At 37.4% G+C, this 19445-nt stretch carries 12 protein-coding genes; 9 read left to right on the top strand and 3 right to left on the bottom strand.

The window, feature by feature from the left end; translation table 11 throughout:
- Nucleotides 1-17 precede the first annotated feature (17 nt).
- The 8 genes from J0L69_05750 (at nucleotide 18) to J0L69_05715 (ending at nucleotide 12154) form a co-directional block, all read left to right on the top strand.
- Entirely contained in the window at nucleotides 18-971 is a 954-nt protein-coding gene (locus tag J0L69_05750; GenBank protein ID MBN8692679.1) for a type IX secretion system membrane protein PorP/SprF, read from the top strand.
- An 8-nt stretch (nucleotides 972-979) separates the two neighbouring features.
- Nucleotides 980-3193: an OmpA family protein gene (locus J0L69_05745; GenBank protein MBN8692678.1), complete on the top strand. Its 2214-nt coding sequence runs from the start codon at nucleotides 980-982 to the stop codon at nucleotides 3191-3193.
- Between the two features lie 72 nt (nucleotides 3194-3265).
- Nucleotides 3266-4297, top strand: coding sequence for a patatin-like phospholipase family protein (locus J0L69_05740; GenBank protein MBN8692677.1), 1032 nt, complete (start codon nucleotides 3266-3268; stop codon nucleotides 4295-4297).
- Nucleotides 4298-4308: 11 nt separating this feature from the next.
- A complete protein-coding gene (locus J0L69_05735; protein MBN8692676.1) occupies nucleotides 4309-6198 on the top strand; it encodes a hypothetical protein in 1890 nt (629 codons plus the stop codon).
- Between the two features lie 440 nt (nucleotides 6199-6638).
- Nucleotides 6639-9539 carry an SBBP repeat-containing protein gene (locus J0L69_05730; protein MBN8692675.1) on the top strand — a complete coding sequence of 967 codons (2901 nt, stop codon included), beginning with the start codon at nucleotides 6639-6641 and terminating at the stop codon, nucleotides 9537-9539.
- 413 nt (nucleotides 9540-9952) lie between these two features.
- Nucleotides 9953-10939, top strand: coding sequence for a deoxyhypusine synthase family protein (locus tag J0L69_05725; GenBank protein ID MBN8692674.1), 987 nt, complete (start codon nucleotides 9953-9955; stop codon nucleotides 10937-10939).
- 209 nt (nucleotides 10940-11148) lie between these two features.
- Nucleotides 11149-11718, top strand: coding sequence for a DUF502 domain-containing protein (locus tag J0L69_05720; protein ID MBN8692673.1), 570 nt, complete (start codon nucleotides 11149-11151; stop codon nucleotides 11716-11718).
- 43 nt (nucleotides 11719-11761) lie between these two features.
- The gene (locus J0L69_05715; GenBank protein ID MBN8692672.1) at nucleotides 11762-12154 is read left to right on the top strand and encodes a rhodanese-like domain-containing protein; all 393 of its coding nucleotides are present in this window, start codon (nucleotides 11762-11764) and stop codon (nucleotides 12152-12154) included.
- Between the two features lie 114 nt (nucleotides 12155-12268).
- Here J0L69_05715 and J0L69_05710 read toward each other — a convergent pair whose 3' ends face one another.
- Nucleotides 12269-14917, bottom strand: coding sequence for a T9SS type A sorting domain-containing protein (locus tag J0L69_05710; GenBank protein MBN8692671.1), 2649 nt, complete (start codon nucleotides 14915-14917; stop codon nucleotides 12269-12271).
- A 65-nt stretch (nucleotides 14918-14982) separates the two neighbouring features.
- Nucleotides 14983-17250, bottom strand: coding sequence for an aconitate hydratase (locus J0L69_05705; protein MBN8692670.1), 2268 nt, complete (start codon nucleotides 17248-17250; stop codon nucleotides 14983-14985).
- A gap of 222 nt (nucleotides 17251-17472) precedes the next feature.
- Here J0L69_05705 and J0L69_05700 point away from each other — a divergent pair, with 222 nt between their 5' ends.
- Entirely contained in the window at nucleotides 17473-18636 is a 1164-nt protein-coding gene (locus J0L69_05700) for an ABC transporter permease (protein MBN8692669.1), read from the top strand.
- Here the strand turns inward: J0L69_05700 and J0L69_05695 are convergent, their stop codons facing one another.
- The gene (locus J0L69_05695; protein MBN8692668.1) at nucleotides 18637-19443 is read right to left on the bottom strand and encodes a mechanosensitive ion channel; all 807 of its coding nucleotides are present in this window, start codon (nucleotides 19441-19443) and stop codon (nucleotides 18637-18639) included.
- Between the last annotated feature and the right edge of the window lie 2 nt (nucleotides 19444-19445).

The raw sequence follows: 19445 nt of genomic DNA, 5'->3' as shown, positions 1-19445 counted from the left end.
AAAAGATATTTAAAAATATGAAAGCAAGTAAAAATATCATCAAAGCAGCATGTGTTGGTTTACTTTTGTTAACTAACGTTGTGGACACCAAGGCACAATACGATGCCATGTTTACACAGTACATGTTTAACGAAATGTTTATCAATCCGGGCTATGCCGGCAGTCGCGATGCTTTATCAGCAACAGCCTTACATCGTCAGCAATGGCTTAATTTTCCGGGAAGACCAATAACAACTACATTCTCCATGCACGGACCAATGATGGGAAATAAAATGGGTATTGGATTAAGCTTCCTGAATGAAAAGATCGGAGTACTTAACCGTAATTTAGTTTATTTAAGCTATGCGTACCGCATTAAAACAAGCGCCAACAGTAATTTGGCATTAGGTTTAATGGGTGGTATTCACAACCAGGTAAATAAGTTTTCCGAGTTAAAAACAACAGAGTCAGGTGACATTCAGCTTTCACAAAACTCACCGAGTATGTTAGCACCAAATTTTGGTTTCGGCGCTTATTGGAGTGATAAAAAAATGTATGCAGGCATTTCCATTCCTCGTATGATTGATGATCGTGTTTTATTTGATGCTTCAGGTAATGCTACTAAAATTGTAAAAATGGATCCTTCCAAATTCCATTATTATTTAACTGTAGGTCGCCTATTTGATTTAGCTGAAAGCTTAAAACTAAAAGGGCAATTAATGGTAAAAGCCGTACAAAATGCACCGGTTGAATTTGACATTAATGCGAACTTTTTAATAAAAGAAATGATTTGGGCAGGATTGTCTTACCGAAGTAACTCTGATGCTTCAATTTTGCTTGGCGTTCAATTAGGTCCTCAATTTGTTTTCTCTTATTCGTATGATTACGCTTTAACTAAAATCCAAAAGTATTCACAGGGTTCACACGAGATTGCATTAGGATATACTTTTACTTATAAAGGAAAGAAAATTGTTACACCACGTTATTTTTAATTAATAATATGAAAAAAATATTTTTAGCATTATCAGCCGTTGCATTTTCCTCTTTCGTTATTGCGCAAGAAGGGTTAATGCTTAAAGCCAATAAACTTTACGATAGTCAATCGTACGCTGAAGCGATTCCTAAATACGAAAAAGTATTTAAGAAAGACAGTAACAACACGATTGTATTAGCAAAACTGGGCGACTGTTATCGATTAACCAACAATACGAAGGGAAAAGCGTTATGCTATGGTAAATTAGTTGAAAAAGGAAACGCTGACGCCAATCAGAAATTCTATTATGGACAAGCCTTAATGGAATTAGGTCGTTACGAAGAAGCCAAAAAATTATTCGAAGAATATTCGGCTGATGAACGTGGAAAAATTTTGGTAAAGGCAATTACCAATATGCAGACTTATGCAAAAAATGCTGATGCCTATAAAATTGATTCGGTAAACTTTAACTCACCTGAAAACGATTTTTCACCTGCTTTTTTTGCACAAGGTATTTTAGTATTTACCTCATCTCGCAATAATACCCAATGGATCCGACACGAACACGGTTGGACAGATAAAAACTATTACACTATTTATGCCACAGAACGTGATGGAAATGGTCAATACATGAAACCGCAAAAATTCATGCGTGATTTAGATTCTAAGTTTAATAATGGTCCGATTTGTTTTAGTAAAGACAAAATGACTTTAATTTTTACGAGAAACGCATCGAAACAAAATGCCGGTGGAGATAAAAATTACAAACTAGAAATTTACGAAGCTGTTTTAAATATTGACGGATTCGAACGTGTTTCGCCAATGCCATTCAACAATAACACGTATAACTGCGCACATCCTTCTTTATCGGATGACGGCAGCACATTGTATTTTGCATCTGATATGCCGGGTGGATTTGGCGGATTAGATATTTGGTATAGTAAAAAAGACGCTTCAGGCGTTTGGGGAACTCCAGTTAACATGGGCGAAAAAGTAAATACTAAAGGCAACGAAATGTTCCCTTACATTGCACCAAATAACTTATTTTATTTTTCATCAAACGGACATGACGGAATTGGCGGATTAGATATTTATGAAATTAAAATTAAGACTGATGGTTCATTAGGTAAGGTATACAATATGGGTATACCAATGAATAGCTCTTATGATGATTTCGGAATTGTATTCAGCGATGACATGAAAACCGGCTTTATCAGTTCAAACCGAAAAAGTGGAAATATGGACGATGACATTTACGCCTTTACAGTTTTACGGGAAGTGAAGCGTGGAAAAGATGTCATCATCAAAACCCGCGACAAAGATTCCGACACAACCATTGTTCCTTATGCAAAAGTTAAAATCAATAACGACTCCATCACTACAAATGAAAAAGGTGAATACACTTATTTCATCGAAGAAGACACTCAATATAATTTGTTAGCGAGTAAAGAAAAATATTTTGACGCGAACGATTCTTTATCAACCAAAATGTCAGACAAAGATGAGTTTGACAAAGTTATGTTAATGGAAAAAGATCCTGATTTATCTTTATTAGCTTTTGTTTTGGATGCTAAAACGAAAGAAGCATTAGGAGATGTGAAAATCACCATCAAAAACACAAACACGAATAGCGACTTCGACACATACACAACAGCGGCGACCGGTGATTACAGGAAACCACTTAAAGGAAACAAGGTTGGGGACAAGTTAAATTTCAAAATCACGTTGGAAAAAACCGGTTATGTTACAAAAACCATTGATTTCAATCATACCATTTCTAAACCGGGCGAGATTAAATTAAACGAACTTATTGACTTAAACATTGGAAAAGTAATGGTGGGTATGGATTTAGCAAAATTAATCGATATCAAACCAATATACTTTGATTTAGGAAAATCAAAAATCACACCGGTGGCGGCTGCCGAATTAAATAAAGTTGTAGCCATTATGAAGGAATATCCGGGAATGACTGTTGAGTTAGGCTCACATACAGATTGTCGCGCTGCTGCAAAATCTAACATGGCTCTTTCTATGGCGCGTGCAAAAGCAAGCGCAAGCTATATCGCCAGCAAAGGAATTCCTCGAACCCGCATTACAGGTAAAGGATATGGTGAGACCAAACTTTTAAATGGCTGTGCTTGTGAAGGTAAATTAACCTCTAATTGTACAGAAGAGGATCATGCTTTAAACAGAAGAACTGAATTTATCGTAACAAAATTTAAAGAAATTCCCAAAAAATAGTTAACAGAAAAGGCTAACTCCATTTTATTAGCTTTTATACTGTATATTTGACCATGTACTGAACTCGTTGGAATGACTAAAAAAATCAAAAACGTTGGAATTGCTTTACAAGGCGGAGGCGCTCATGGCGCCTTTACCTGGGGTGTACTCGATCGCTTATTAGAAGTTGATGAAATTGTTGCTGATGCTATGTGCGGGACTAGTGCAGGTGCAGTAAATGCCGTTGTGTGTGCTTATGGATTACATGTAGGCGGTCCGCCAAAAGCAAAAGAATTGATGGAACAGTTGTGGCTTAAGATTGCTAACAGCGGAAGCTTTTTATTTAAGCCGGGTGTGATGGATCAATTTTTTGGTAAAGGAGACATTTACAATTCTCCTGGGTACTTATGGTTTAATGCCATGACCCAGTTTATGTCGCCTTACAATTTCAATCCCTTCAATTATAATCCGCTTCGTGATATATTGAATGATTTAGTTGACTTTGAAGAGTTGCATTTATATAACAAAAAGAAATTATTTATTTGCGCTACCAACGTAAAAACAAATCGCGCTAAAATTTTTACAAATAAAGATATTACCGTTGATTCGGTTTTAGCATCCGCTTGTTTACCATTCTTATTTCAAGCTGTAGAAATTAATGGTGAGTATTATTGGGACGGTGGTTATATGGGTAACCCTCCCATTTTTCCTCTTATTACCAACACAAACATTCATGATGTGGTATTAATTAAAATTAATTCTATCAATATTAATTCGGTGCCTACAACCGCTCGCGACATTGCTGACAGGGTGAATGAAATTTCATTTAACAGTAGTTTAATTAACGAAATGAAATTAATTCACTACCGAAACGAACTGCTGCGTAATGGTATTTTACGAATTGACGATAAAGCCAACCGCGAGATTTTTGTTCACACCATTTCGGGGTATGATGCATTAAGTCAGCTTAGCTACAGTAGCAAGATGAATACGTCTTGGGAATTTCTATTGCAGTTAAAAGAAAAAGGAAGAGAAATCGCATCGCAGTGGTTAGAAACAGATTTCAAACAAGTTGGTTTAAAATCCACTTTTGATGTAGAAGAACATTTCTTTGATAAGTTTTAAAATCACATCCTTTGTATCGTAAAGGCATAAAACAATTACTGATAGTGATAAGCAGTTTGCTTGCACATTTCATATTGCCTGCACAAACCAAATACAGTACCGACAAAGAATACATCTCATCAAAATCAAACGGTGAAAACTTACTGAGCAAAGATTTTAGCAGCGCCTATCCCGATACCTCAGCCACTAATCTTCATAACTATACACCAAGAAACTATTCGGGCAATTTAGGATTACCGCAACCCAATTATTTATTGCAATATCAGCAAAGAGACTTAGGCTTGCATTATTATCAAATGCCGTTTGGTATCAGTGTGATTTCGCCACAGCAAGTGAATTACTATGTAAGCAAAGGCCCATTTGCCTCCTTATCAGGATTTGCAGGAAGCAAACAAGAACAAACATTCCGTTTATTGTTCTCGCATACAACTAAAAAGAATTTAAATATTACAGTAAAGTTTAACCGCTTTGGATCGTTAGGTTTTTACAACAAACAACAAACTTTCGTTAATAATTTTTACAGCTCTACACATTATACCAACGCGAAAAAACGCTTTGGATTTTATTCTTACTTCCTCTATAACAAAGTAAAGAATCAGGAAAACGGCGGTATCAAATACGATACACTCATTGAAGAAAATATTTTAATCGGAAAAGATTTGTTGGATGTGAACCTCAGCAATGCCAAACGCGAAAATAAAACAGCCGATTTTAATTTCAATCCCTGGTTTCGTTTAAATAAAAGAGATTCTACAAAAATATCGCATTACATCGATTATAAATTTAACTACACCGGAAACTATTATTGGTATCTGGATAACGGAATTGGCTATGAAAACTTCTACAATACTGTATATTTAGATACGGTACAAACTAACGACAGCACACATTTAAGAAAATTCAATAACCGCATTAATTACACATTTAAATTAAATGAAGTCGGGCTGAGTGCTTCGATTGGATATAGCAACGAGTATGCCGTACTACATCAATTCTTCGATAGCATATTTCAAAATAATTTGGCACACGTTTCATTGTACTTCAACAAAACCATCAAACACAAAGACAGTACGGCATTTAACAGAAACAAAAAAATAAACTCAGAATTAAATTATTCAAGTGTTGTAAGTGGTGTTTATCAGAGTGACTATAAAGCAGAGTGGATATCTTCTCTTACTTTACGCGCCGATGACAATGGAAATGCAACCAACAAAAGCACACACCTCTTTTTAAAAATCGCTTCTGAACTTCGCCATCCGGATTATTTATACAATTACAATTACAGCAACAACTTCAGATGGAACAACAACTTTAAACAAACAGGATTGTTTCAAACCAAACTTGGTTTTAAAAACGAAATAAGCGGATTAGGACTTTCCATTTTATGGCAAAACACCTCTCATTTAATTTATATGGATAGCACCATGCTTCCTAAACAAGCCAATGTTGAAATTAGTAATTGGGCTTACAATTTAAATTTTTCTAAAGTGTTATTTAAGCACTTAGGCATTGGTTTAAATCTTACTTACCAAACAACCAATAAAGAATCGATTGTACGATTAGCGCCTTTACGTGCCTTAGGTAGTTTGTATTACACCGGCAATCTCTTTAAAAACAATTTACAATTACAAATTGGTGCGCAAGCCGAGTACTTCACTTCGTTTAAAGCCTATGCTTATATGCCGGCGTATAATATGTACTATTTGCAAAACCGCGAATCAGTGGGCGAATATCCTTTTGTAGATGTATTCTTAAACGCGCGTATTCGTCCGGTACAATTTTTTGTAAAAGTGGAGAATGCATTGTACGGACTCATGGGTAGCAATTACAATTTTGTGCCCGGCTACTACCAACCCGACAGAGCGTTTAGATTTGGATTGACTTGGTTGTTTTTTGATTAGACTCACCCCCTGCCCCTCCCTACGGTAGAGAGGGGGGAGGTAGATTGCCACGACTGAGAATCTGCGGTATACCCCAGATTGGCATTCAGAAAAAGCGGAGAATTACGTATATTTGATTATGATTGAATCTGTTAAATCGAGTTCGATTCCACGTAGTATCCTTGGCTCGATTCATGGAAATAATATATCTCTTTATAGTTTATTAGGATCACTTATTTATCAATCAAAAATTGAAAATAACAAAATACAAATAAATCTAAGTAAAGAAAAGTCATGAGTTTATTTTGTGCAGATTAGATCACTTATAAAAAAGATAATCATAGAATAAAACAAAACGCTTTCTAAAAATGGAATATAAATACTTTTACAGCCAAAGATTTTTTCCTTACTATTTCTTATTTTTTATTTTTTTAAACCCTTCATTGTTTTGTCAAGTTACTATGCAATGGGCTAAGAAAATTAGTGGTCCATCAACAGAACAAGCCTGGGGCATAGCTGTAGACGCATCAGGTAATGTGTATTCAGCTGGATCTTTTAGTGGTACTGTTGATTTTGATCCAGGACCCGGAACATATACAATGAATGGAGGCACAACAGGTGATGCTTATATTAATAAACTTGACGGGGCCGGAAATTTTATTTGGTCAAAACAACTTGGCGGAACTTCTAATGATAAAGCTCTGGATTGCGCGGTCGATGCCGCGGGAAACATTTATGCAACAGGGACATTTAGCGGTACTGCAGATTTTGATCCAGGACCCGGAACATATACAATGACTTCATTTGGAAGTTATGATGTTTTTGTGGTTAAACTTGATGCTTCCGGAAATTTTGTTTGGGCAAACCAAATGGGCGGAACTGGTTACGATAAAGCCAATTCGATCATTATAGATGGTTCAGGAAATGTTTTGACTACAGGAGCTTTTTTAAACACCGCAGACTTTGATCCAGGGCCATCTGTATATACATTAACAGCAAGTATCAATTCGAGTACATTTGTTTCTAAGTTAGACCCTTCAGGAATTTTTTTATTAGCTACATCGATTGGTGCATCCCCTGGAACTACTGAAGCTTATACAATTCGAAATGATGCGACGGGCAATGTTTTTCTTTCAGGAATTATAACACAAACTGTTGATCTTGATCCAGGACCGGGAACTTACACTTTAGCTTCGGCCGGGCAATTCGACGCTTTTATTATGAAATTGGATCCAGGTTTAAATTTTCTATGGGCTCGAAAATTTGGTTCAACGAATTGGGACGTACCTTTCGGAATGGATGTTGATGCTGCGGGTTGTGTTTATACCTGTGGATATGTTGAGTTGATTGTTGATATGGATCCGGGGCCGGGCGTTTATACCCCTACTCAATTTGGAGCACAGGATTATTACGTGAACAAATTAGATGGGAATGGAAATTTCATTTGGGCTAAAAGAATGGGCTCACCTGGTTCGGAATGTGGTAATGCTGTTTGGCTCGATGCAAATGCAAATCTATATCTAACAGGACAATTTACAAGCACTATAGATTTTGATCCGGGACCAGGAGTCAATAATATGATAAGTGCAGGATTTGCTGATATATTTATTCACAAACTTGATTCATCCGGAGCTTTCGTATGGTCTAAAAGAATTGGAAGCACATCTAATGAACATGGACAAGATATAACCGCTGATCCATCTGGAAATATTTATCTGACCGGAATATTTACATCTCCTGTTGTGGATTTTGATCCAAGTCCGGCAGTTTTTAATTATTCTGTTTCCGGTAGCTCGGATGTTTATGTCGAAAAATTTAATGTATGTTCTCTACCCTTAATTGGTAGCATAACTGGCCCTTCTGTAAGTTGTTTTGGGAGCGGCATACAATCCTTTAGCGTTGCGCCAGTTGCTGGCGCTTTCGATTATACCTGGACCGCGCCAGGTGGATGGACGGGTACAAGTACCGTAAATGTTGTGAATTATACACCAAGTAATAATTCAGGAAGTATTACAGTAAATGTCACTGATGCATGTGGTACAAGTCAAACGTCTGTTTTTAATGTTACCATAAATCCAACACCAACTATTGTTGTCAGCAGCGGTACAATTTGTGCCGGTCAAACTTTTACTTTTGTTCCTTCAGGAGCTAATACTTACACTTTTTCCGGCGGCTCCGCAATTGTATCGCCAAGTATTACAACTTCCTATTTTGTATCAGGTACCAGTAGTTTAGGTTGCGTAAGCACTTCTTCAGCTGTAGCAAGCTTAACCGTTAGACCAACTCCGACAATTACCGCCACTAATGGAAATATTTGCATTGGTTCAAGTTTTACTATTACGCCTGGCGGTGCGGCTTCTTATACTTTTTCAAGTGGTAGTAATATAGTAACACCAACTGTTAATACAACCTATTCAATTAGTGGAACAAGCGCTTTTGGTTGCGTTTCTAATACACCTGCGATATCGAGTATAAGCGTAAATCCTTTGCCTGTTATTTCTGTAAATAGCGGCACAATTTGTCAAGGAAAAAGTTTCACACTTACTCCTTCCGGCGCCATTACTTATACATACTCTTCTGGAAGCTCAATCGTATCTCCAATAATCACTAGCTCTTATTCTGTAACAGGATCATCGGCCTTAGGATGTAAATCTTCAACGCCTGCAATCAGTAATGTGGTTGTGAATTCAGCACCATCAATTAGTGCAAATAGCGGTAGTATTTGTACTGGAAAGAGTTTTACTATTGTACCATCAGGTGCGAATACGTATACTATATCCGGTGGTAATTTTATTGTATCACCTTCGGGTACTTCTTCATATTCGGTTTTTGGCACAAGTGTCTTGGGGTGTGATGCGCTAGTACCCGCCATTTCTGCCGTTACAGTTTATTCATTGCCTATATTGAGCGTCTATTCTACAAATTCTGTTATTTGCGGGCCGCCATTTCAAGGTACAGCTAATTTACCTGCTAACGGTGCAAGCACTTATACCTGGAATACAGGTGACACTATCGATAATCTTCCAGTTTCTCCAAGCGTCACAACTGTTTACACCGTGACCGGAACAAGTCTACAAGGCTGTGTAAATACAGCGACTGTAATTCAATATGTTGATCCTTGTATTGGAATAAAAGAGATGAATACTGATTTTAAAAGTCAAATTTATCCTAACCCAACTAATGGAAAACTAGTGGTTGTTTCGAAAACCAAAAAACACTTAAAAGTTATAAATTCAATAGGAGAAGTTATTTTAGAAAAGAATAATATTGAAGAAAAAAATGAAATTGATCTTTCTTCTTACGCTAATGGAATTTATTTTTTGAAGATTGACGAGACCGTCACAAAGATAATCAAACAGTAGTTTCACTTGCCAGAGAACAACTCTGCGAGCAGAACCCTATCCGCTTTGTAAAAAGATTCAGATTCTTGGGTTTGTGGGTACTAAAATCGCTTTTAGTCCTTCCAGTGGTAGGGAGAGTGATTCGAACAAATATTTAATTCTTTAATACAAATCATTCTTTCACTTTCTCCTTTTGCCAAATATATAATCCTCCGATTTTTCTGAATGCTTTTTTGCGGTCTACCATAAATTATTAATATAAACCCGGCTACTACCAACCCGACAGAGCGTTTAGATTTGGATTGACCTGGTTGTTTTTTGATTAGTTTGGTCAGTTTTCTTCATTTACTCTTAATTATTTGTTAATTCTTCCCACTCTCAAATCTCCCCTATTTTATTAGCTTTGTACCTCAAAATTTATCTATTTTATCATTATGAGTACAGCAGCAAATAAAGGTCCGATTTCGAAGTTTATCGAACACCACTATAAGCATTTTAATGCCGCAGCCCTTGTGGATGCCGCTAAAGGATATGAATTACATTTAACCGAAGGCGGTAAAATGATGGTTACCCTTGCCGGTGCCATGAGTACTGCCGAGTTAGGCAAATCATTAGCGGAAATGATCCGCCAGGGAAAAATCGATATTATCTCTTGCACAGGCGCTAACCTGGAGGAAGATATTATGAATTTAGTGGCGCATAGCCATTATAAACGTGTTCCAAATTACCGCGATTTGTCACCACAAGATGAGTGGGATTTATTGGAAAATCATTACAACCGTGTAACAGATACTTGTATTCCGGAAGAAGAAGCGTTTCGTCGTTTACAAAAACATATTCATAAAATTTGGAGTGACGCCGATAAAAAAGGAGAGCGTTATTTCCCTCACGAATACATGTACAAGATTTTAAATAGCGGCGAATTAAAACAGTATTACGAAATCGACCCTAAAGACAGCTGGATGTTAGCAGCAGCTGAGAAGAATTTACCAATTGTAGTACCGGGATGGGAAGATAGTACTATGGGAAATATTTTCGCTTCTTATGTAATTAAAGGTGAAATTAAAGCAACCACCATGAAGAGTGGTATCGAATACATGGCATGGTTAGCAGATTGGTATGTAAAAAATTCAGAAGGTAAAGGTGTTGGTTTCTTCCAAATTGGCGGTGGTATTGCCGGTGACTTCCCGATTTGTGTAGTGCCAATGTTATATCAGGATATGGAAATGGAAAACATTCCATTCTGGTCGTATTTCTGTCAGATTTCTGACTCTACTACCTCATACGGTTCTTATTCAGGTGCTGTTCCGAATGAAAAAATAACCTGGGGAAAACTAGACATCCATACACCTAAATTCATTGTAGAAAGTGATGCTACCATTGTGGCGCCGCTAATTTTTAGCTGGATACTTGGATGGTAAAAATGTCGCTTTAAAACCAGATGTCACTTCGTCTCGATAGCTATCGGGAGGAGTCGAGAAGTGAGGCTAAGTGGTCTCGACTTCGCTCGACCTGACAACAGCTTGTTTATAATTCATCCCCGCTCCTCTAAAGCGGGGATTTTTGTTTGGTAACTTTACTATATGTAATAGCTAAGCTATTACACGTGACACAAAAGAAAAACAGCAACATGAAACGTTTTCTATCTTACTTCATACAGGGATTGATTTTATTCATTCCATTCATCATAACGGTTACAATTGTGGTGAAGATTTTTGATTTCTTCACGGCTATCTTTTCACAAATCGGAATTACAGATTATCCGGCACTGAACACATTTCTCGGATTGCTTTTTACTTTAGCTTTTATTTTTTTGATGGGCGTTCTTGCTTCTTCTTTCGTATTTAAAGGATTTTTTAGTTACGTGGAAGATAAATTAGAACACGCGCCCTTTATTCGTCATATTTATTCTCCGCTAAAAGATTTCACCAACGCGTTTATGGGGAATAAAAAGAAATTTAATAAACCTGTTTTGGTTATGACCAATCCACAGGCAAACATCGAGGAGATTGGTTTCGTAACGCATGAAGATTTAAAAGACCTCGGCATTCAGGATAAAGTTTCTGTTTATTTACCTTACTCTTATTCTCTTTCCGGTCGCTTAGTAATAGTTTCTCCTTCGCAGATCAAACCTATACATGCTGATGCTGCTGAAACTATGAAATTTATCGTGAGCGGTGGGGTTACGGATGTAGATTGATGTAAATCATTCTCTATTTAATTGAATGCCTCTATTTTTGCGTATGCGAATTTTTATTCTGCTTTTCATTTTTATTCTGACTTCCTGCAACGCCTGGAAGCACGGCAAAAACTTTTCGTATAATGAATTAAGTTGTGAAGAGTTTCAGTCATCACTTCAATCCGCTTCCGATTATTTGCTAGTGGATGTACGTACACCCAAAGAATACCGCAACGGCCACGTGTCAAATGCGATTAACGTAAGTTATTTTCATTCCTGGTTTAACGATAGTATCCGAAAATTGGATCACAATAAAACCATTTACATGTATTGCGAAACGCAACATCGCAGCCCTTTAGCTTCGCGCAAAATGAAAAAAATGGGCTTCAAAAAAATTATTGATCTAAAAGGCGGTTTTATGAAGTGGGAAAAGAATGAAATGCCTATTGTAAAGTAATTTTTATCACAGAGACTCGGAGAAATTCAATTCCAAGAGGATGTCATGTCGAGCGTAGTCGAGACATCTATTTACGTAAATGAAGTGTCTGCGAAATCTGCGGGAAATAAATAGTTACTGTACAATAAATTTCTTTACGCCCACTTTTTCTCCTTGTGTTATTCTTGCGTAATAAGCGCCGGCCAGTAAATTCAGACTTAAAGAAGTTTCCTGATTTTGTAATTGCTTTTGGAAAACAACTTGTCCCATTACGTTGATGATTTCAACTTTTGCTTCTTCTGCTTTTTCATTCAGGCTTAAAGTAAAGTTTCCATTGTTTACCGATGGAAATAAATTGAAGGATAGAATATTCTCTTCAAAAGATTTTACGCCCGTTAAAATACTTAAGCTCGTTTCCCAAATACCCCTTCCGAATGTTGACACATAGGCTTTATTGATTGCAGGATTAAACTCGATATCACTAACGATTACGTTTGGCAAACCTGCACTGTTATTCACCCAGGTTGTTGTACCGTTATATAAAACATAAACTCCAATATCACTCGCTACCATGATATTTCCTGTCCCCGGAATTTGCTTAATGCAATTCAGCGGTAAATTTGGTAGGTTATAGGAAATATTTGTCCATGTACTGCCACCGTTAGTTGTCATGTACACTTTTCTTCCGGCACTAAATCCTGCTAAACATAAATAAGCTATGTTACTATTGGTTTCATTAACTTCAATTCCCGTGTAATACAAACTATCAGGAACACCTGCAGTGATGTTAGTCCAGGATGTACCACCATTTGTTGTTTTGAAAATCGCACCGGGAACCGAAAACTCATAACGCACTCTTCTCGCCGCATACAATACTAAACTATTTGTTTTAGAAACTGCCAAGGCAGAAATCTCAGAAGAGTTTGTGCCGGGCATGCTTGTCAAGGTATTCCAGGTTTGTCCGTTATCGGTCGATTTCACAACGTTTTCATTCCCGATATACAATACACCAGGATTGGAATAATCAGCTACTATCGGCGTTACCCACTCAGCTGCTTCACTATTCGGATTTGTGTTTGGATAACTACTTGAATTACCATTATTACTACTCTCCCAGAAATTACCATACTGACTTGCACCAAAAACATTATTATTATTATTCGGATCTAAATAATTATCCATTCCATCGCCACCGAAAATAGTTGTCCATGCTCCACTCTTATAATAAAATGTAGCATTATCTTGCGCACCAGCACATAAACGTCCTGCCACGTTTTTTGAACTGGATAAACGATAGAAGGAAGTTATCTGCATACCGTTATTTAAGTTCGCCCAATTAGTAGTGAAGCTAGTGGAGAAATTTCCCATCACCATATTTGATGTTCTATAAACACCACCATCACTACATACAAAATATCTTCCGGTTGACGCTTGTCTGTCTATATAATGAATATCACCATGAATAGTTGGTCCGTATGATGTTGTCCAATGAGCTATAGGGTCAAAACTTACTGCACCATCCGTTGAACCCCATAAATTAATTCCACCCACATAAACGGTATTTCTATTCGTTGCATTCACAACAAAACCTAAATCGTAATTTCCTTGCCCGCCACTACCGGTACCTTGATTTCCATCCAATACATTCAATGAAGGAGGAATATACGTCCAGCTTGTACCGGCATTGGTACTTTTATAAAATCCATATAAACCATTTTGATTATCGACACACAAAGCATAGATATAATTATTATCACTTGGAGCAATAGCCAATTTTACACGTTGCACACTTCCTGTTGCGGGAATACCTGTATTTAATTTCACCCATGTATTTCCAAAGTTGGTAGATTTATAAACTGCCGCATCGCCCTGATTGGAGTTCAACACCCATCCGGTAGCAGCGTAAACAACATTCGGATTAATTGGATCTTGCACCATATCCCAAAACAAAGAGTCCAGTAATTTTGTCCATGTTGTACCACCGTTAGTTGATTTGTGCATACCGTTTACTCCACACGCTAATAACTCAGATGTGTTTGTAGGATTAATTAAAATTTTTCGGATAAGAGATTCATCACCATTTGTTAACTGATACGTTAAGCCGGTTGGCGACCAGGTTAAACCTCCATCGGTTGTTTTATATACACCCAATCCATAATGCGTATGACGTTTACGTCCATTCAAGAATAAACCGAAACCAATGTATTCAAAATCGCAAACAGAAATATACATGGTGTTCGGATTGGAAGGATCGATACTTATATCGCTGATGCGTGTTATTGGAAGATTATCGGTTAATGGCGTCCAGCTTGCGCCATCATTGGTTGTTTTCCATAATCCGCCTTGAGCTACTCCTACAAAATAGGTAGAGGTATTTGTTGGATGAAATGCGATGCAATTAATTCGCCCGATACCGTTTTCCATATAGCCTGTTAAGTTATTGGGCAAAACATTCGGACCGGATGGCGACCAAACAGACGGAGCAGATAAAGCTTGTTGTTCCTTTAAATTCGCTTCATTCACAATTTCGTTCACATAGGTATCGAAATGGGAAGGCTCACCATTACTACCGGTATGCAGTTGCATTTCATTTTCCCAACGCTTAAAATTTTTCCAACCCTTTACCTTACTTAAATCGTTTTTCTTTTTGTAGTCATCAAATTGCAATTGCATTTCCTTAAATGATAAAGGACGCTGCTGTGTGTTTTTAATAAATGATTGAGAAAACGCTTGTAAACCAAATCCTGCTACAAAGCATAAAATAATTGCAATTCTGATTTTCATAATATAAATATACTAAAAAAGCCGCCCTTGTTCAAGGCGGCTTTCAAGATTATAGTAATCTTATATTAAGCTTTTACACTTGCACGAATGATATTTAAAGCTCCTCCCGCCTTAAACCACTCAATTTGCTGAGCGTTGTAGCTATGATTTACTTTAAACTCATCTTTACTGCCGTCAGCATGCGTTAATGTGATAGTTAACGGTACACCCGGAGCAAAAGACGTTAATCCTGTGATATCAATTACATCATCTTCTTTAATCTTATCGTAATCGGCAGTATTTGCAAACGTTAATGCCAACATACCTTGTTTCTTAAGATTAGTTTCGTGAATACGCGCGAAAGATTTTACTAATACAGCACGTACACCTAAATGACGAGGCTCCATAGCGGCATGTTCACGTGAAGAACCTTCTCCGTAATTCTCATCACCTACTACAATACTTCCGATACCTTTTGCTTTGTACTGACGTTGAACTTTTGGAACGCCTTCATAAGCACCGGTTAACTGATTCTTCACTGAATCTGTTTTTTCATTGAATGCATTCACCGCACCAATCAACATGTTATCCGAAATATTATCTAAGTGTCCACGGAATTTTAACCATGGTCCGGCCATTGAGATATGATCGGTTGTACACTTACCTTTTGCTTTAATTAATAACTTCAAACCTTTTAAATCCACACCTTCCCAAGCTGAGAATGGATCTAACAATTGTAAACGCTTAGATGCAGCATCCACAAGAACTTTTACTCCACTTCCATCAGCAGCCGGAGCTTGATATCCTGCATCTTCAACAGCGAATCCTTTTGAAGGTAATTCATCACCGGTTGGTGGATCTAATTTTACTTTTTCTCCTTTTTCATTGGTTAAAGTATCAGTGATTGGATTGAATCCTAAATCACCTGCAATAGCTAATGCTGAAACGATTTCAGGAGACGCAACGAATGCATAGGTATTTGGATTACCATCAGCACGCTTAGCGAAGTTACGGTTGAAAGAGTGAACGATTGTATTTTTCTCTTGCTTCTCAGCGCCCATACGATCCCACATACCGATACATGGTCCGCAAGCATTTGTAAATACTACAGCACCGCACTCATCGAATACATTCAAGAAACCATCGCGCTCAATTGTATAACGGATTTGCTCTGAGCCCGGATTAATCATAAATCCTGCTTTAGACTTTAATCCTTTTGCCTTTACTTGTTTTGCGATAGAAACTGCGCGTGCGATATCTTCATAAGAAGAGTTAGTACAAGAACCGATTAATCCCGCTTCTACTTTTAATGGCCAACCATTTTTTACAGCCTCTTCTTTTAATTTAGAAATTGGAGTTGCTAAATCCGGCGTAAACGGACCATTTACATGCGGCTCTAATTCCGATAAATTAATTTCAATTACTTCATCAAAATATTTTTTAGGATCAGCATACACTTCAGGATCGCCTGTTAAGTGTTGTTTAATGCCGTCTGCTAAAGCAGCCACATCAGCACGACCTGTAGCTTTTAAATAGCGACTCATGCTATCATCATAACCAAATGTAGAAGTAGTTGCACCAACTTCAGCACCCATGTTACAAATTGTTCCTTTTCCGGTACAACTTAAGTTAATCGCACCTTCACCGAAATACTCAATAATTTTATCTGTACCACCCTTAACGGTGAGGATACCTGCTACTTTTAAAATAACATCTTTTGCACTTGCCCAACCATTCAATTTACCGGTTAACTTAACACCAATTAATTTTGGCATTTTTAATTCCCATGGTAAGCCTGCCATTACATCACAAGCATCTGCTCCACCAACACCAATCGCAATCATACCTAAACCACCGGCATTCACCGTGTGAGAGTCTGTACCAATCATCATACCACCCGGAAACGCATAATTTTCCAATACAATCTGGTGAATAATACCTGCTCCCGGTTTCCAGAAACCGATGCCGTATTTATTAGATACTGAAGCTAAAAAGTTAAACACTTCTTCACTTTCAGTTTTAGCTCTGTCTAAATCGGCTTTTGCACCTGCTTTAGCCTGAATTAAGTGATCGCAATGTACTGAAGAAGGAACAGCTACCTTCGGACGACCGGCTTGCATGAATTGCAATAATGCCATCTGAGCTGTTGCATCTTGCATCGCAACACGATCCGGATTAAAATCCACATAATCTTTACCACGTTGGTAGTTTTTTACTTCGAACGCTGCATCTAAGTGCGAGTAAAGAATTTTTTCTGCTAAAGTTAAAGGGCGACCCAAAGTTTTGCGGGCGGCTTCAATACGTGAAGGCATATTTGCATAAACCTTCTTAATCATATCAATGTCAAAAGCCATAGGATATTGTTTTTTGGTTAGTTAATAATCGTTTAAAGAGAGGTACGAATTTATAAAAAATAGAGGATAATCCATTGAAAAAAACTCCCTTTTTTTGATAAACGGTTAATAAATATGGCGAGCTAAGCTTACCTTTGCTTTGCTGTGGCCTTATTACTGAGAGAAAATACCGAAATAGCCTTAAATGCTATCAAATCCAATAAACTGCGGGCTATCATCACCATGTTGATTATTGCCATCGGAATTATGGCATTAGTTGGTATTCTATCTGCCATTGACGCCATCAAATCAAGCATTAACAGCAATTTTACCAGTATGGGCGCCAATACCTTTACCATTCGTAACAGAGGTACCAGTATGCGGGTTGGCAAAGGCGGAAAACGACCAAAAGTTTTTAGGTCGATAACCTTTAAGGAGGCAATGCGGTTTAAGGAAGAATTTGATTTTCCCGGCATTACTTCGGTTTCTACCATGGCTTCCTTTAATGCCCGCTTAAAATATGCTTCCAAAAAAACCAATCCAAACATTCAGGTGTTTGGAGCCGATGAAAATTATTTGGAAACTTCAGGTTATGAATTACAGGAAGGAAGGAATTTTACGGCGCAGGAAATTTTAAGTGGCAGCAGTCTGGTATTGCTGGGCAGTGAAGTGGCCCATACTTTATTTCCAAAAGGAATTAAAGGATTAGATAAAACCATTTCTATTGGCGGAGGAAAATATAAAGTGATTGGCATTTTAAAAAGTAAAGGCAGCAGCATGGGCTTTGGCGGTGATAAAGTTTGTATTATCCCTATTATGAATGCGCGTCAATATTTCGGTCGACCGGATATGAGTTTTACTATCAGTGTTATTTCAAAATTTCCATGGCTTATGGAAATTGCCATTGGAGAAGCAACAGGATTATTCAGAAAAGTGAGGAAAGTAAGTGCTACGGAGGAAGAAGATTTTGAAATCACCAAATCGGATGGATTGGCAACTATGCTAATTGATAATTTACAAACCGTGACACTTGGCGCAACGATTATTGGTATTATCACTTTACTGGGTGCTGCGATTGGTTTAATGAATATCATGCTGGTATCCGTTACAGAACGTACGCGAGAAATCGGTATCCGAAAGGCATTAGGCGCAACACCATCCGCCATTAAAAATCAATTCTTAATTGAGAGTGTTGTGATTTGCGTGATGGGCGGATTAATAGGAATTATCCTTGGAATTATAATAGGCAATGTGATAGGCATGGCACTCGACACAGGATTTTTTGTACCATGGTTTTGGATCATCAGCGGTGTAATAATTTGTATTTTCGTTGGCTTAGTAAGCGGGTTTTTTCCTGCAAAACGCGCCTCAAAACTGGATCCTATCGAAAGCTTGCGCTTCGAATAATTAAATGTTATGAATAAATCTGGTTTGAATGGCACCGGAAATACTATTCTTCTTGAACTCTTCCTTTAATGCCTCATTCGTTTGAGAAATCACAATCGTACTGTTATCATAACTGCAATATGGTCTTACCTGAATGTGTACCGCTCCCTCTGCAATACGTTGTGTTAAAATAATAGGCGAAGGCGATTTTAAAACCATATCGTTTTTGTCGAGCACATTATAAATAATAGAACGTACTTTTTCAATATCATTTTCCATTGCTACACTTACCGGAATATCCAAACGTATAAAACCATTGCGTGTAATGTTAACTATAGTACCGTTCGATAAAGCGCCATTTGGTAATATGACTGTTCTTCCATCGGTTGTAATCATTATTGTATTAAAAATCTGTATCTCTGTAACCTCTCCCGTTTGTCCTTGCGCTTCTATAGTATCTCCTACTTTATAAGGTTTAAAAATCAAAATTAAAACTCCACCTGCAAAATTAGATAGTGAACCTTGCAAGGCTAAACCAACAGCTAAACCGGCAGCACCTAATATAGTGACAAAAGAAGCGGTTCCGATTCCTAACATACCAGCCACCGTCACAATTAAAATAATCTTTAAGCCAATTGAAATTAAACTGCGCAAAAAAGTACGAAGTGATACGTCCAAATCTCGCTTTTCAAAAGCTCTTTGAGAAAAAATAGCAATACGTTTAATGACCCATAAACCAATTAGCAATACCAATAAGGCCGATATTACCACAGGGGTAAATTCAGCCAACACATGTATGATCCTATCAATATATTTATCCAAATTCATTG

The organism is Bacteroidota bacterium, from assembly GCA_017303905.1.
Taxonomy (GTDB): domain Bacteria; phylum Bacteroidota; class Bacteroidia; order B-17B0; family Aurantibacillaceae; genus JAHEYG01.
Note: the sequence above shows the minus strand (reverse complement) of the source record. Positions and strands in the feature narration are given on the sequence as shown.

What these genes read in the sequence shown, in the direction of transcription:
- J0L69_05750 (MBN8692679.1), top strand. Translation starts at nt 18, where the DNA reads ATGAAAGCAAGTAAAAATATCATCAAAGCAGCATGTGTTGGTTTACTT.
- J0L69_05745 (MBN8692678.1), top strand. Translation starts at nt 980, where the DNA reads ATGAAAAAAATATTTTTAGCATTATCAGCCGTTGCATTTTCCTCTTTC.
- J0L69_05740 (MBN8692677.1), top strand. Translation starts at nt 3,266, where the DNA reads ATGACTAAAAAAATCAAAAACGTTGGAATTGCTTTACAAGGCGGAGGC.
- J0L69_05730 (MBN8692675.1), top strand. Translation starts at nt 6,639, where the DNA reads ATGCAATGGGCTAAGAAAATTAGTGGTCCATCAACAGAACAAGCCTGG.
- J0L69_05725 (MBN8692674.1), top strand. Translation starts at nt 9,953, where the DNA reads ATGAGTACAGCAGCAAATAAAGGTCCGATTTCGAAGTTTATCGAACAC.
- J0L69_05720 (MBN8692673.1), top strand. Translation starts at nt 11,149, where the DNA reads ATGAAACGTTTTCTATCTTACTTCATACAGGGATTGATTTTATTCATT.
- J0L69_05715 (MBN8692672.1), top strand. Translation starts at nt 11,762, where the DNA reads ATGCGAATTTTTATTCTGCTTTTCATTTTTATTCTGACTTCCTGCAAC.
- J0L69_05710 (MBN8692671.1), bottom strand. Translation starts at nt 14,917, where the DNA reads ATGAAAATCAGAATTGCAATTATTTTATGCTTTGTAGCAGGATTTGGT.
- J0L69_05705 (MBN8692670.1), bottom strand. Translation starts at nt 17,250, where the DNA reads ATGGCTTTTGACATTGATATGATTAAGAAGGTTTATGCAAATATGCCT.
- J0L69_05700 (MBN8692669.1), top strand. Translation starts at nt 17,473, where the DNA reads ATGTTGATTATTGCCATCGGAATTATGGCATTAGTTGGTATTCTATCT.
- J0L69_05695 (MBN8692668.1), bottom strand. Translation starts at nt 19,443, where the DNA reads ATGAATTTGGATAAATATATTGATAGGATCATACATGTGTTGGCTGAA.